11 protein-coding genes and 1 pseudogene are annotated in these 14,180 nt (G+C 50.8%); 3 read left to right on the forward strand and 9 right to left on the reverse strand.

The features are described from left to right. Positions 1-75 precede the first annotated feature (75 nt). From EL645_RS18530 to EL645_RS18540, 3 genes are all read right to left on the reverse strand, one after another. Positions 76-327, reverse strand: a complete 252-nt coding sequence (locus EL645_RS18530; RefSeq protein WP_126551872.1) for a hypothetical protein — start codon at positions 325-327, stop codon at positions 76-78. Further along, positions 324-1,757, reverse strand: coding sequence for a penicillin-binding transpeptidase domain-containing protein (locus EL645_RS18535; protein WP_126551873.1), 1,434 nt, complete (start codon positions 1,755-1,757; stop codon positions 324-326). The genes EL645_RS18530 and EL645_RS18535 overlap by 4 nt, the downstream gene beginning before the upstream one ends. Positions 1,758-2,489: 732 nt before the next feature. Continuing rightward, on the reverse strand, positions 2,490-3,638 hold the full coding sequence (locus EL645_RS18540) for a hypothetical protein (protein WP_126551874.1): 1,149 nt from the start codon (positions 3,636-3,638) through the stop codon (positions 2,490-2,492). Between the two features lie 743 nt (positions 3,639-4,381). On the opposite strand from EL645_RS18540, the gene EL645_RS18545 reads away from it, so the two are divergent. Then, positions 4,382-5,332 (forward strand): universal stress protein, encoded by a 951-nt coding sequence (locus EL645_RS18545; protein ID WP_126551875.1) that lies wholly within the window; start codon positions 4,382-4,384, stop codon positions 5,330-5,332. A gap of 142 nt (positions 5,333-5,474) precedes the next feature. Here EL645_RS18545 and EL645_RS18550 read toward each other — a convergent pair whose 3' ends face one another. The 5 genes and pseudogenes from EL645_RS18550 to EL645_RS18570 all read right to left on the reverse strand — a co-directional run bounded on the left by EL645_RS18550 (position 5,475) and on the right by EL645_RS18570 (position 11,577). Next, the gene (locus EL645_RS18550) at positions 5,475-6,413 is read right to left on the reverse strand and encodes a S41 family peptidase (RefSeq protein WP_161977469.1); all 939 of its coding nucleotides are present in this window, start codon (positions 6,411-6,413) and stop codon (positions 5,475-5,477) included. A gap of 33 nt (positions 6,414-6,446) precedes the next feature. Further along, on the reverse strand, positions 6,447-7,124 hold the full coding sequence (locus tag EL645_RS18555) for an HAD hydrolase-like protein (protein ID WP_126551877.1): 678 nt from the start codon (positions 7,122-7,124) through the stop codon (positions 6,447-6,449). A gap of 262 nt (positions 7,125-7,386) precedes the next feature. Beyond that, on the reverse strand, positions 7,387-8,826 hold the full coding sequence (locus tag EL645_RS18560) for a tagaturonate epimerase family protein (protein WP_126551878.1): 1,440 nt from the start codon (positions 8,824-8,826) through the stop codon (positions 7,387-7,389). 2 nt (positions 8,827-8,828) lie between these two features. Further along, positions 8,829-10,240: pseudogene (gene uxaC / locus EL645_RS18565) on the reverse strand (glucuronate isomerase). Between the two features lie 17 nt (positions 10,241-10,257). After that, on the reverse strand, positions 10,258-11,577 hold the full coding sequence (locus EL645_RS18570) for a Gfo/Idh/MocA family protein (protein ID WP_126551879.1): 1,320 nt from the start codon (positions 11,575-11,577) through the stop codon (positions 10,258-10,260). A 288-nt stretch (positions 11,578-11,865) separates the two neighbouring features. Here EL645_RS18570 and EL645_RS44310 point away from each other — a divergent pair, with 288 nt between their 5' ends. Both EL645_RS44310 and EL645_RS18580 read left to right on the forward strand, forming a co-directional pair. Then, the gene (locus EL645_RS44310) at positions 11,866-12,189 is read left to right on the forward strand and encodes a LacI family DNA-binding transcriptional regulator (RefSeq protein WP_281276331.1); all 324 of its coding nucleotides are present in this window, start codon (positions 11,866-11,868) and stop codon (positions 12,187-12,189) included. Next, entirely contained in the window at positions 12,141-12,887 is a 747-nt protein-coding gene (locus tag EL645_RS18580; RefSeq protein WP_126551880.1) for a LacI family DNA-binding transcriptional regulator, read from the forward strand. The genes EL645_RS44310 and EL645_RS18580 overlap by 49 nt, the downstream gene beginning before the upstream one ends. A gap of 307 nt (positions 12,888-13,194) precedes the next feature. Here the strand turns inward: EL645_RS18580 and modA are convergent, their stop codons facing one another. Then, positions 13,195-14,031 (reverse strand): molybdate ABC transporter substrate-binding protein, encoded by an 837-nt coding sequence (gene modA / locus EL645_RS18585; protein WP_126551881.1) that lies wholly within the window; start codon positions 14,029-14,031, stop codon positions 13,195-13,197. Positions 14,032-14,180 lie beyond the last annotated feature (149 nt).

Below are 14,180 nucleotides of genomic sequence, written 5' to 3' on the forward strand. Positions count from 1 at the left end.
TTGTAGAAAAAAGGTAGCAGGTCGGGACTGGCCGACCTGCTACCTTTTTTTAGTGTTTGTTTATACGTTCAGTTGTTATTGGTTGCCATGAACCTGGGGGCCAGATCTGCTCTGCCACAGGTTGTGGGCTGAACAGAATGTATTTGGATCATTCCAGGCTGGCAGTTGGGTGTTGACCAGTTTCTGGTTAAAGATGTCCGTATACATATGCCAGATAGCCGGGCCGATGGTGTAAGCGCCCTCACCACCATTCTCGCGCATGGCTACGATTGTGAGTGCTGGTACCTGTTGTGGATTGTTGATATCGAATGGGCCCTGTGTGATCATCCAGCCATGAGGATTCTGATCTCCTCCAACCTGAGCCGTACCAGTTTTACCAATAATAGTTGTTGGGGCAGGTTATCTTCCGTGATATGCCAGGCACTACCGCAGGTTGTAACCGCGTTCATTGCCACGCGTGTTTTATAGGCAGCATCACCACTGATGACGGTGTTAAGTTGTTGTGGCGCAAAGGTCTGAAGCTGATTTTTCTGTGAATCCGTAATTTGCTTGATCACCGTTGGCCGCATCAAAACGCCATTGTTTGCCACTGTATTATCCACCAGCGACATTTGCATGGGTGTCACGAAATCTACACCCTGTCCATAGACGTCATTCACGAAATTGGCATTATTGAGATTTCCATCAGCCTGCAAGACATGGCTCTTAGCTATTGGGAAATCAGACGGGATCGCCTGGTCAAAGTACATCCGTTTAGTATAATCCAGCCACTTCTGCTCGCCTTCATTGGCTCCCATGTGCGCGAACATAATATTGTCTGAATTCGCGAAGCCAAACTCCGTACTGACAGGAAAATGGAAAACATATTGCAGATAGCCTAGATTATCGCCAGTAACGGTCGTACCAGGGCTGTCCGCCGTCGCGGCAACGTGCCAGGGGTTATACGCATCTTGCATATTCCACTCTTGATCCAGCGTGGTTGCACCCGAGTCAAGCGCAGACAACAATGTCACCGTCTTGAAGGTTGAGCCTGGAGAATAGAGGCCCTGAGTTGGACGGTAGAGCAAGGGATTATCCGGACTTTTAATGAGTTGATTGTAATAAGAGGTAGGATCCAGTGAATGGGCCAGGGTTTGTACCATTTTATTTGGATCATAGCCGGGCGAGCTAAGTAACGCCAGGATTTCACCGGTGTGGGGATCAGTTACCACGGCCGAGCCCTTATTGGTGGGAAACGTTGGATAGGTATGATTGGCGAAGGCAGTACCAGTTGGATCAGGTGTGTAATTATTAAAATCCTGCGCCACGATCTTCTGTATGCGATCGTCGATAGTCAGATAGATATTGTTTCCAATTGGCGCCGTATGCATTGTCTTATTGATAAGATTATTCAATGCGGTCTGCCCTGTCAAACCATTTAAGATGTCATTGTATTGAGCTTCCAGGCCGGTTGCTGGATAGATTCCTCCCGGCACATAATAGCCAATCAGGCCGGCCAGAGAAGGATCGGTATAATGGCGGATATATCCACCGCAGACATGTGGATCGCGAACCGAATAGGCCAGCAAAATCCCATTGCGATCATAAATATTCCCGCGCAAAGGGACATTGTTTGAACTGCAGATACGCGCATTATGCGGCGATGCTGTTACTTCATCTGCCCTCACCGCCTGCCAGTACACCAGGCAGCCGCTGACAGCGACAAACATAACAACAAAGATGATTGTAAGTTTACGAATACTTGCATTAATATTCATAGAGGCGTCCTTTCCCCATCCCTCCTGGCGGGTAACATTTCTTCCTGGACAATGCCTTTGGTTCTCTTATCAAAAGCCATGGATATATTTTTCCCTTCAAGGTCAAAGCCTGTGTTTTTATCATACCATTCAATTGTCTGAGTGTAATAGCCCGCATGGCTAAGAGGCTTTGTTGTAAGCTGACCTGTGATCACTGTAGAGATATCGTGCTACACATGGTCATAAGTGAGTGACGTTTCAAACGGCTTTTTAATCTCTATCATAACAAATTAGTGCGAGGTAGTGAAGCAAAAGCCCTATAAGAGTGATACTTTTGGCGGTAACGACAGATTTCTGCCTATGTTTCGCCCTTATGGTCAACCGAGGCGCTTTATTACCTTACTAGCCAATATGGTATAGGATAAATAGCTTAACAGCAGTTGATTGCCCTTCTTCAATATATTTATCGCGGGAAATTAAAGCTCTGACTAATAGGAGCTAAGAAAACCATTTTCTTGATTGTACTCTAAATGTGGAAAATAGACAAAAGTAAGTAGATAAAGCATAAAGGATGTGGGGAGCTTTTCTTGATCATCACCGCGGCAATAAGCTATGTTGGGGTTAGGAAGGGGAATTTTCGCTGATAAACTATGTGTCCGTATCGGGCCACTTAACAATGGATGTGTCTTGCCAGGAGTCGATAGGCGTAGAGATAATTTCCACGCCTATCGACTGTATGATTAAACGTACTTACTATGGTGTAGATGTGGCAGATGGTTGATTTTTATTCAAGCGTACATTGCCACACATAATCGGATTGTACTGGCCTGGATCGTTGAGGCTGGTGCCATAATGCACCTGCGCGGCCAGGCCGTTGTCCGGGATTGACGTAACGTTTTTGACGGTCGTATTCAAGCTGGCATTACCTTGAGCATCGGCTGTCAGGGTACCCAGATTGTACACGACATTCCCAATATTCTGGCAGTTTCCTGTATGTATATGGGCCGAATGAGTGGAGTTTGGAGCCAATCCATGTACATTCATCTGCACTGTAAGGGTGCCATTGGCCAGGCTAAGCTGTGTTGTGCCACTGGCCTGTTCGTTGGGACTGTCGGTTGGACCCATCATTGCCACAAATGTGTTGCCACTGGCACCAGTTGCTGTTCCAGTCGCGGTAACTGTGCTAGTCGCTGCTGAGTTCGTAAAGCCAGTACCTGTGCTGGTAGGAGTGGCGGCATTAGAGTTAGGATTGTACTGTTTAATGTTACCACAAGCGATAGCTACTTTTTGCGCAGCGTTTTGAAGCCCCGGGCCATTGTAAATCCTGACGCGCAGATTTGACGTGGACGGTGGAGCGCTTACATTATTTATTGTAGCGTTACCTCTGATATGTCCAGTGGCATCTGAGGTCAGTGTCGTTGAGTAAGTGGTAGCGGTTGCTGTGCCAGTTGGCGAGGTCTTCGTAGCGCTAGCAGTTCCTGCAGTAGTAGCAGTTGCCAGCGGCGTGCTGGCTGTCGTTGTGGCTGCACCCTGAGCTGCTCCAGCTGCGCGGCAATTTCCTTGTTCAATTTGAACAGGATGAGTACTGTTGGGCGCGAAGCCATTCATGCTTGGATTCAGGCTAAGAGTCTTGCTACCCGCGTTATAAGTCATACGAATGGCGCCATTTGGTGTATGTTGCATGTAGGCATGGGCAGCCACGACCGCTGAGGTTGCGCCTGAGGTTGTGGCTGTTCCTGTTGCCAGTGCCGTTCCAGTGGCAGTAGCAGCAGGGTGTGACGAGGACGCCCTGGCAAAGGGGCTAAAGGCCAGAAAAACTGTTGTAAGGATGAGCATACAAAGGGTCACGCTGATAGCAGTAACCTTGAGGATTACGCTCTTGTGCCGGGATAATTTCAACACGTTACTCCTCCTTTGGTGATGAACAAGTAGACCGTTTTCATGAATTTCTCTAACAACAACAATGGAAGAGCAGTGCACGGGCGGGCGTGGTGTTGACTGCTCAGCTTTTAAATGACGGTCATGCTATATTATGCAAGCATTGTTTGCTAAACTGCAAAATCAGCAATTCACCTGGCTAGCATCAGGTATTTTTAATTTGGAAGCCCTCATCTACCCATAATTTATTCACTTCACGCAATGTTTTCTGTAGAATAAGCCATATCAGCTACACCATCATACGCGAAGTTTTCCTCTCCTTTACGCCTTGTAAATTTATAAGCCTGTTTATGATGGCGATAGGTGAATTTTTATAAATAATATAAATCATAGACCTGTGATGGATTGCCACGCGCTCAACCTGTCTTGCATATATTCGTAATAATATTTCTTATGACCATCTTATGAACGAAATAGTCAAGAGCTGACTGGTTATGTCAGTCAGGATAGATGTATCGATGTCACATCCTGTGATCGAAATGAGAGGCTAGCGCCGCTGTTGTGATAATTTAGTGAGGACATATCTCTATGCTTTAGGCGAGAGATGATTTTTGCCGCTATGTTTACAATTAGATGAGCGTAGTTGCCTGGGAGGCTGATACGTTCCCTGCATTCCTGGTATGTAACAAATAGCCGGGCTGTGGTGGTAGCGGAGGTTCTAATTGCTTTTATCTGCATTGGGATAGCCGAGTAAGGGAGGAACGCTCATGTTTCAACATATTCTTGTTTTGTTGGATGGCTCACAACGGGCTGAGCAAGCAATCGTTCTGGCTCAAAAGTTAAGTAGTCAGAAGCAGGTACGACTCTCATTGCTGTCTGTGATTGATCCTGAATCAAAAGATTTGCGGCTATCACTTTCAAATGTGTTTGATGATCTGTCGGCTGCCATCGAAGCTGAGGAAAAGCGGATCAGCGCATACCTGGCTCAGGTTGTCAAAAAATATCAGCTGATAGATGGTCAATGTCATTGCTATATCCAGCATGGGAGCGTTATCCCCACCATTTTGCAAGCGATCAAAGAATTACAGTCTGACCTGGTAATTATGTGTAGCCATGGTCGGTCTGAGCGGCGTTCTACCCATCTGGGCAGCGTGGCGCAACAATTGACACGCCAGACTCCCGTTCCTCTGCTGGTCTTGAAAAATGGAGAAGCCATTCCTTCCAGTGCCTATCCCGATCAGCGTCGCCCTCTGCATGCGATTGAAATCGCGGTGGCCCTGGATGGTACGGCAGATTCCGAACAGGCCATTCTCCCTGCAGCACAGCTGGTCTCAGCCATCGCGGCACCAAGCAAAGCGACTGTGCACTTAGTGCATGTCATCCCTTCAGAGCATGAGTCGATTGAAGAGGGTTTGCAGCTCATCAAACAGACGCCAGAATATAACCAGGCTTGCCGCTATGTGCATGAGCTTGAGCGGCGTTTGCAAGCAGAAGCTGGTGCCAGCTTGAATATCATGACCACTTCTTCTGTGTTCCCGGCCAGGGATATTCCTGCCGCGCTGACCTACTTTGCCGAGCAGCGCTATGGGAAAATTGCTGGTGGTAGCGATATGCTGGCCATGTATTCGCGTGGACGCCCCTCAAGAGATCGCTCGACCTACGGGCGCACCACTGAGATCACCATGAATAGCACGGATCGACCAATCCTGATCATTTAATCCATAACGAAAGCGCTCAGATCGGGCCGGAATTGATAGCGATTCCTAATTCCAGCCCGATCTGAGCGCTGTTTTTGTTTATATATCTTTCTCAAAGCTAAATATTAATACTCAGGATAGCAATGGCCAGTTGATTACATACTTAATGGATGTCCGCCAGCGCCCTGCGATATGCGCTGTCCAAGGCCTCTTCCTGCGCCACAGGCAGATCAGGCTGTACGCCGCTGCCTTCCCAGTTTGTCCCGCTGATCGGATTAATTGCGCGCACGCTAGGAATAAAAGCTTCAAAGTACGCAGTAATGGGATAGCGCAATCCAGCGTGCGCGCCTCCACCAGTTGTCTCGCCAACTACCAGTGCACGTTTCAATTGCTGGAGATCGTAGGTGAATCCTTCTGCCGCTGAAAAGGTGTGCTGGCTGGTCAGGATATAAACGGGCTTATCCAGGTAGCGCGTGCCTGGAACATAAGGGAAGACCCAATACTGCTGTAACAGATCTTTCCTGCGATCGTAAAGGCCGTTGAGCTGGATCTGTTCGGCTTTAAAGGCATCAAAGAAATAGCTGCAAAGAAACTGGCTCATGAGCGCTTCACCACCACTATTGGTGCGTAGATCGATGATCAGAGCCTGGGTGTGGGCCAGAAAAATCATGGCGGCGCTCATACTCTCGCCTGCAAAGTGCGGATGCGCAAACTCATTGAATTGAAAATAGCCGATATTGCCATCCAGAATCTCGACTTTTTTCAAGCCATAATTCTTTTTACTTTTCTGGCGTATCCTCTCAATCTCTTCTGGCGTGTAAGCTTCATTATCATCAATACGGGTTGAGATGCCAGCGGCCTGATAATAGAGGCGGAGGTGTTTATCATGGCTCACCGTGCGCAGGTGTTCAGTGATCGTCTGCGCCAGAATGTCACCATCATGTATGTCATTATAAGTTCCTGCGTCGAGGTGCTGGTGGAGAGCAGCCGCGATCTCCTGTGCCTTATCTGGAAACACATATTTCTCACCAATTTGTTGACTCAATCTTTCAATGATCTCATGTGTAGAGAAGTGTTGTTGCGTTGTTTCAGTGTCCTGCATAAATAATTTCCTTCCCATCTTTGAGCATAAAAATTAGAAGTGGACACGCAGGTCGGCGAAGCGGTCAATGGTCAGTAATTGTTTGTCCATAGGTGGAGCGGCAACCTCTTCATGTTCGAGTACCCAGGTCTGTGGATGCGGAACATAGATAGCGTTGAGTCCGGCGGCCAGGGCAGGATTGATGTCTGAGCGTGGTGAATTGCCAATCATCCAGGTCAGAGGGGGATGGAGCTCTAACTGCTCGATGAGCTGGTGATACGTGTCAACGTTTTTCTCTGGCACGATCAACACATGGTTGAAAAGCTGCTCGATGCCCGAGCGCTCAATCTTCAATTGCTGCTCCTCCTGAACACCTTTGGTCAACAGCATAAGGTTATGGCGCGGCACTAGATATTCCAACGTCTCCTGCACACCATCCAATAATTGAAGCGGGTGCGAATGGATCTGTTCTCCAAGCTGGCGCACATATTGGAGCTGCTCCTCGTTGATCGTATCCTCTGCCAGTTGTTGGTAGGTGGCCAACAAGCTATTGGTAAAATTGGTGGCCCCATAACCCATCGTGCGCTCCGTCTCGTTGAGTACGGCGCGAACCTCTTCATGAGATAGATTGGAGTGATTGAGGAAGCTGATAAAATTATGAATGGCTTGCTCAAAGTACATATTATTTTCCCACAGTGTGTCATCAGCATCAATCAATAGATGTTGTCGCATTATTTTCCTGTTTCTTTCTGGTATCCATACCCAATTGCTGAGAAAGTTATACGTATAACTTATATTATACACGACAGAGCTCAAGCATGTCAAAACAATAAACAGGTGTGGAGTGTGTTTGGTGGGCGGCCGCAGCCGCCCACCAAACACACTCCACCCTCCCAATCCCGCGCAGCAGACGCCAAAGAGGAACATGAAAAAGCCCTGAAGGGTCGCCCCGGCAATTATCGGGGCGACCCTTCAGGGCTTTGCGTGTTATCTTTTATTTTTGGCGCTTGAACGCCTCCAGGTGCTTGTCGAAGTGGCGCTGAATATAGGTGTAGTAGGCAGGCAGGTTGGCGTGCAAGATACGTTGCAGGTCGCTGCCGTAGGTGTCGAGTACCGAGCCGAAAGTTACATGCAGTACCTGGCGCGGAGCAAATTGATTGAGCAGCTCGGGGAGTTGCTCATCCGTTAATTGCTCGGCTGGCAGCGTTTCTTCCAGCCTGGCGGAAACGTGATAGGTGCGGCGATCTGTTTCATAGCGACTGCGCGTGAAGTCCCAGATTTCGCGGAACAGTGGGCGATCTATGGATGCGATCAGGCGCAATGCCTCCAGATAGCTGGTGCCAGCCGTTTTAAGGTGGACAAGTCCATTGGTTGCGGGCACGGCGATTGGATAGACCTCGAACTTATCGGAGCCCGTATGCAGGCTGAGCTTATAGCTATTGTCGAAGTGGCGCATGATGCTGGCGTGCCCATTAATGTTCTGGGTCAGCTCGTTGAGGTCACCGATATAGCCGACGCCCTTTTCAAAGCGTCCGGCGAAGCGCGGCGCCAGGCTGACAAACGGTACCTGCAGGCGTTTGAGCTCAGCGGCTATATAGAAATGCTCCAGCAGGGCTGTCGTGGTTCCGGTCTCATCCACGGACATCTCCATTTCAAAGGGACGCTGCCCCTGGAGTTCTTGCAGGCGCCTGGCCATGCGTGCTGTATGGGCGACGGCCCCGCCATATTTGGCCAGGGCTTTGTATAGCTCATGCTGGTTAAAGGTGAGCGTACGGTCGTCCAGCTCAACGGAGCGTTGATAGCGCTCGATAGTCTCTGCCAGGGTCGTTTGTAGATCGGCCCACGGTAGCCGGGCGACCTTACGTTGTAGGGTCTCCTCATCGTCGGTTTCGACGGCGTCATCTACATACTCTCCCGGATCGATGGTATAGAAGGTATAGCCAGCATCCACAAAAGGAGGTATATCTTCCAGTGTCTTCAAATGGTCGGCGTCGGCTCCCCAGGGCTCGTGCCAGCCAGCCTCGAAGGCTCCCCACATGGCATCATCCACCACTTCCTGTGGTGTACGCCCGGTACGACTGTTTTCACGCACTGATTGCTGGGCATAGATCGGGGCCACACCTGTGCCGCGTGTTGCCAGCACATGGCCTGGCGTGGCGATGCCCAGTCGGTCGCCAAAGCCGGCCGAGGTTTGCAATCCCAATACTGCCGGCTGGAGCCACGGTAGGCGCTGACGTAAGACAGCCGCATTATGGGCCGAGTGTGGGCCGATCAAGCTACCATCGGCCAGCGTATCGCCCTCAAAGCCCTCGGTTGTGCCCCGGACCAGTAGCTGGCTCTCGCCGGGTTTATCGCTGTTGACCAGAGCATAGGCCGTACCATCCCGTTCGGTCACCGACTCTGAGATCTGCGTAAATGGCTGTTGCTCAAACATTGTTATCCCTCCAGTTTGTAGCTGCGCTTCGCCAGGCGATAAGCCAGGTCGATACTCATCTCGTGGGCATCCTCTTCATCCACGATGCCTTCTACTACCAGTCCTGCCAGCCAATCCGCGCTGACACGGCGCCAGACATCGTGGCGGGCCGGGATAGAGGGATAGGCGCGGGTATCATCGTTAAAGCCTGCTGTATTGTAGATACCCGCCGTCTCCACCACGTTGGCGAAGTAGCGACGCATGCCCAGGATGCTATCAAAGAACCACCAGGGCGGGCCCAGTCGTAGTGCTGGATAGTGACCGGCCAGGGGGGCCAGTTCGCGGCTATAGGTCGTTTCATCTAGATTGAAGAGGATCAGCGAGAGGCGTGGATCGCGTCCGAACAGATCGAGCAGCGGCTTGAAGTTATGGGTGAACTCGCTGCTGGTTGGGATATCGGCTCCCATATCGCGGCCAAAGCGCGTGAGCAGGTCTGGATTGTGATCGCGCGAACTGCCGATGTGGATCTGCATGACCAATCCGTCCTCCACACTCATGCGGGCCAGTTCGATCAGCATATGCCCGGTAAAGCGGCGGGCATCCTCCGCGCTGGCCTCGTCTTTCAAGGCACGCTGAAAGATCGCATCCGCTTCGTGCGCGCTTAGCCGCGCGGTATAGGCACTCTGGGCCGCGTGATCGGTGGCGGTCGCTCCCAGCTCTTTAAAGAAGCGGCGTCTTTGCTCCAGGGCGGTCAGGTAGGTCCGATAATCAGAGACATCTACACCTGAGACCTGGCTGAGCAGGCGAATCTGTTCTGCGAAGCCCGGTTGGATATTAACCACAGCATCGGGGCGGAAGGTGGGGATCATACGGCCATGCCAGTCGGAAGCGCGCAGTTTCTGGTGTTCTTCCAGTTCTGAGGTCGCGGCATCGGTGGTAGCCAGCACCTCGATTTGAAAGCGCTCAAACAAGCGTCGAGGCTGGAAGTCTGGTTGTTTGAGTCGTTCAGCCAGCGCATCATAAATAGTTTGTGCATTGGCCGAATTGATTTTCTGTTCAATGCCAAAGATATCTTGCAGCTCATCCCGCAGCCAGAGGCTGGTCGGGGTGCCACGGAACAGGTACCAATGGTCACAGACCGTTTGCCAGATTTTGCGATGATCGTTCTCTGTGGCGCCCCATCGCGCCTGCGGATGCCGAGCTCTTCGAGCGTTATTCCTTGAGAATAGAGCATGCGAAAGACATAGTGGTCTGGAATAATCAGCAGATCCACCGGGGTACCCCAGTTATAGTGTTCGCTGGCCAGCAGGCGCGGGTCCACATGTCCATGGGGACAAATCAGAGGCAGCTCTTTTACCTGTGCATAGAGCATACGTGCGATATTTCGTTGTGCTGGATCGCCTGCGAAGTAGCGGTCGTCTCGTATTTGGGCCATTTTTCCCTCTCTTTGTACTACTGTGCCGCTTTGTCAGGCAGGTGGAAAAGATCAGCAATTTTTATCAATTGACCTGTCTGCATTGACTGATTGGCGGCGATTCCTACCAGGATTGAGGCGGCACCATCGATGTGTGACGCTGCCCGTCGATATGGATCTGCCGGGGGCTCGGGTGAAAATAAGTGTTCCAGCAATACCGGGTCCCCACCACCATGGCCTCCAACAGATGCCGGTACTTCTACAGTATATGGTACACCAAACATCGGAAAGATGCGGATGTTCGTAGATTTGAAGGGTCCCTTGCTGGCACTCTCTTTACCTTCCCCATCGTTTTGAAGCTGGTGGATATTCTCGACGATATCCATTTCCAAGCGCCCTTTGGTGCCGGTGATGGCGACGCGTAAGCCTTCCCAGGGAGAGTAAGCGATCAGTGAGTAGGAGAGCAGGACGCCATTCTGGTAGCGGGCGATGACGCGCATGGTATCCTCGATCGTGATCGGTTCACCAAAGACGTTGCGATCGCGCAGGTAGCCGCTCTCTTCTTCTGCATCCAGATAGAGCCCATGGAGCACCGGATTGCTCTCGAGTGTGAGTGCGAACGGATCATGATCTGCCGCGGGAACCCCGGTATAGCGCTTATAGTCATAGTGCTCGCCACGCGCCTCGGCGTTGTGTTTGCCATAGAACTGCAGAGCGCCCATGGCGAAGACCTCGCTGGGATAGGTGTCGAGCCACCAGTTGACCAGGTCAAAATGGTGGGTTGCTTTATGCACAAGCAGGCCACCACTATTCTGTTTCTCGCGATGCCAGCGGCGGAAGTAGTCTGCGCCATGTCTGGTATCCAGTAGCCAGGCGAAATCCATTGCCAGCGGCTTACCGATCACACCCTTCATCAACTGCTCACGGAAGAGGGTGTAGGCTGGCGTATAGCGATAGTTGAAGCTAACGCGCAGGGAGCGCCCTGTACGCTCCTGCGTGTGGATGATGGCCTGCATCTTCTCGATGTCGGTCGTCATTGGTTTTTCCGTGATAACATCACAGCCCAATTCCATGGCCCGCACAATATAGAGGTGATGGGTGCTATCCATGGTCGTGACAATGACTGTATCTGGCCGCGTCTCGCGGATCATTTGCTCAAACTGTGCGGCCGGGTAGGTCGGCAGTGGTGCTTGATTAGTGCTGTCCTGGATGCGCTGATTATGCCAATCCATACGGACCTGGCTAAGGTCACAGAGCGCCACCAGATCCCCCACCTCCTGATAAGGGCCGATCAGGGCATCAATGAACATGCGTGAGCGCGAGCCTGTACCAACCAGGGCATAACGTTTTTTGTGCATTTTTTGCCTTGCCTCTCTATCTACAATAATTTTTGTTGTTGTTGAATGTGACCGGTAACATTATAGTTATGTACCATAACGTAACAAAAATCAAGTAAAGCTTGCCGCGATAAATCTTATTAGCGACTAATAGTAGTATTGACATGCAAGGGTGATTTAGCTATACTGTGACCGCTCACATCCCTATTATAAAATCGACATTTACAGACTGAAATGTTAGCGCTGTTGTTTAAGCCAGGGGGGATTGATCGGCATGGACGTGATAGCTATCACGAGCTTGTCTGAGAGATGGTTGGTCATGAGATGGGTGTAAGGAAGAAGAAAAATACTATTCGCGATGTGGCGAAGCTTGCCGGCGTCTCTTATCAGACCGTATCGCGGGTGATGAATGAGAGTGAGAGCGTTGCCGAAGAGACGCGCAAGCGTGTGTTGCAGGCAATGAGGGAACTGGATTTTGTGCCCAGCAAAGTAGCCCAGATGTTGAATACCCACCAATCGCATACCCTGGAACTGATCGTAGTGAATATTCGTCAGGGGGGCGCTTCGCGGAATCGATCAAAAGCATGGCCCTGGCCGCGCGCGATGCTGGCTACGATCTGCTGGTCACAATGACAGAGATTGAAAAGCTTGGCGTCGCCCTGGGGAATGCCGCGGCCCGCCTGGTGGATGGGGTCATCATGCATGCCCCATCTTTGCATATCAGCGATGAACGGCTTCTGGAGCTTTGTGGAGGCATGCCACTCGTGCGACGCGATTATGTCCCTGACTCAAAGCTGGCCTGGATTGGTTTTGACCAGCTCTATGCCACGCGGATGGCCGTAGAATATCTAATCCAGCTTGGGCATCGTCAGATCGCGGCCATTCCACCATCATTAGATCTGATCAACGGGCATTGGCGCCATACCATATGGCGAGAGACCCTGTTGCGCCATGGCCTGCAGCCCGGACCGCTGTGCGCGGCCCAGTATACCTTTCGCGCTGGCTATGAGGCTATGCAGCAGCTGTTAGCGAGTGGTCAGCCTTTTACAGCGGTGATGGTAGGTTCTGACACCATGGCCCTGGGAGCTATCCGCGCCCTGCGCGAGCATGGCCTACGCATACCTGCCGATGTCTCAGTCATCAGCTTTGATAATGCCGAACTGGCCGCCTTTATGGAACCACCGCTGACTACCATCGATTTTAACTTCGGCCAGCAGGATGCTATGGCCGTGAAATACCTCATCGAAATACTCAATAATCCAGACATGAAACTGCATCAGCGTATATTGCTACCGGACCTGGTTGTGCGTGAAAGTACCGCGCTGAATTAGCCACTGGGCGCGCGGCAGAGCAATCTGTGGCTTCCAAAGGATAAGAGAATGCGTCTTATTCCCATCATCATAGAAGCGTGTCGTGCTTGTGTGGACGTGCGCTGGCGCGCCCGAGCTTTTTTTCTTGTATGGTGCAAAAAGTGCGCACAGCGCACTTTTTGCACCATACAAGAAGACTTCTTGAGCGCCTTTGGCGCTCAAACTCAGGCGTGAAGAGCGCGGAGATCATGAGGATAAGACACATTCTGAGAAAACATGCTGCTTATCCTACGTGCTGCTTATCCTTTGGTAACTGGAACCGGGTAGTTTAGTGGGTTGGGGTGGTAATAAAGTGATATTTTTGTAATATTGCCTGCCCATCGCTTGAGAGCACATAGTTGATAAAGGCCTGTGCCTCCGCGCTATGCGGTGCGTTTTTGGTGATGGCGATTGGATATTGAGCGATCACATTAAAGTTGTCAGGAATATCAATTACCATGACCTTATTAATAACGGCATTAGTTACATCTGTGCGATAGACAAAGCCTGCATCCACCTCGCCTAGCTGTACCTTTTGTACCACCGCCTTCACATTTTCCTCCTGCGAGACAATATTCTTTTTGACGCTTGCCTCATAACTCGCACCATATTGTGGTGAGGCTCCCAGCTTATCGAATACCTGCTGACTATATTTGCCCGCTGGCACTGCGGCCGCGCCAATATCAATCTTGACCCCTGCTTTGCTCAGATCTTTCAGCGTGGTCACGTTTTTATCCCCGGCTGGCACAATCACCACCAGGCGATTTTGTGCAAAGACCTTCGCGCTGTCCACCAGTCCAGCTGTATTGGCCTTTTTCATGTTGGTCTGGTCGGCCGAGGCAAAGACATCGGCGGGCGCGCCATTAGCTATCTGCTGCTCCAGCAATTGTGAGCCATTGAAGTTATATTTAATAGTCACATTTGGATGCGCCGATTGATATTGTTTGGCGAGCTCGGTAAATGATTCAGTGAGCGAAGCTGCCGCGAACACCTGCAGTGAAACAGGTGTGCTCTTCGGCGTCGCGGCCGTGCTGCTTGGAGCGCTCCCTGTCGTAGTGCTGCCGCCACAGCCTGCCAGAAATAGACCCAATAAAAGGAGAGCGCAGACGATGGAACGAAATCGCATCTTAAATAACTCCTTAAGAACATGTGCATGTTTATTCACATTCTTCACATTTTTTGAGCACTCACCATCCGACGCAGCATAGGACCATTACTCAGAAAATGAGTACTCATATCATGAGTATACACTACTTTTGCGCGCCTGGGTATAGG

It is taken from the genome of Dictyobacter kobayashii, from assembly GCF_003967555.1.
GTDB lineage: Bacteria > Chloroflexota > Ktedonobacteria > Ktedonobacterales > Ktedonobacteraceae > Dictyobacter > Dictyobacter kobayashii.

Coding starts and splice junctions, on each gene's coding strand:
- EL645_RS44310 (WP_281276331.1), top strand. CDS start 11,866: ATGGTTGGTCATGAGATGGGTGTAAGGAAGAAGAAAAATACTATTCGC.
- modA (WP_126551881.1), bottom strand. CDS start 14,031: ATGCGATTTCGTTCCATCGTCTGCGCTCTCCTTTTATTGGGTCTATTT.
- EL645_RS18530 (WP_126551872.1), bottom strand. CDS start 327: ATGATCACACAGGGCCCATTCGATATCAACAATCCACAACAGGTACCA.
- EL645_RS18570 (WP_126551879.1), bottom strand. CDS start 11,577: ATGCACAAAAAACGTTATGCCCTGGTTGGTACAGGCTCGCGCTCACGC.
- EL645_RS18535 (WP_126551873.1), bottom strand. CDS start 1,757: ATGAATATTAATGCAAGTATTCGTAAACTTACAATCATCTTTGTTGTT.
- EL645_RS18550 (WP_161977469.1), bottom strand. CDS start 6,413: ATGCAGGACACTGAAACAACGCAACAACACTTCTCTACACATGAGATC.
- EL645_RS18580 (WP_126551880.1), top strand. CDS start 12,141: ATGGCCCTGGCCGCGCGCGATGCTGGCTACGATCTGCTGGTCACAATG.
- EL645_RS18545 (WP_126551875.1), top strand. CDS start 4,382: ATGTTTCAACATATTCTTGTTTTGTTGGATGGCTCACAACGGGCTGAG.
- EL645_RS18560 (WP_126551878.1), bottom strand. CDS start 8,826: ATGTTTGAGCAACAGCCATTTACGCAGATCTCAGAGTCGGTGACCGAA.
- EL645_RS18555 (WP_126551877.1), bottom strand. CDS start 7,124: ATGCGACAACATCTATTGATTGATGCTGATGACACACTGTGGGAAAAT.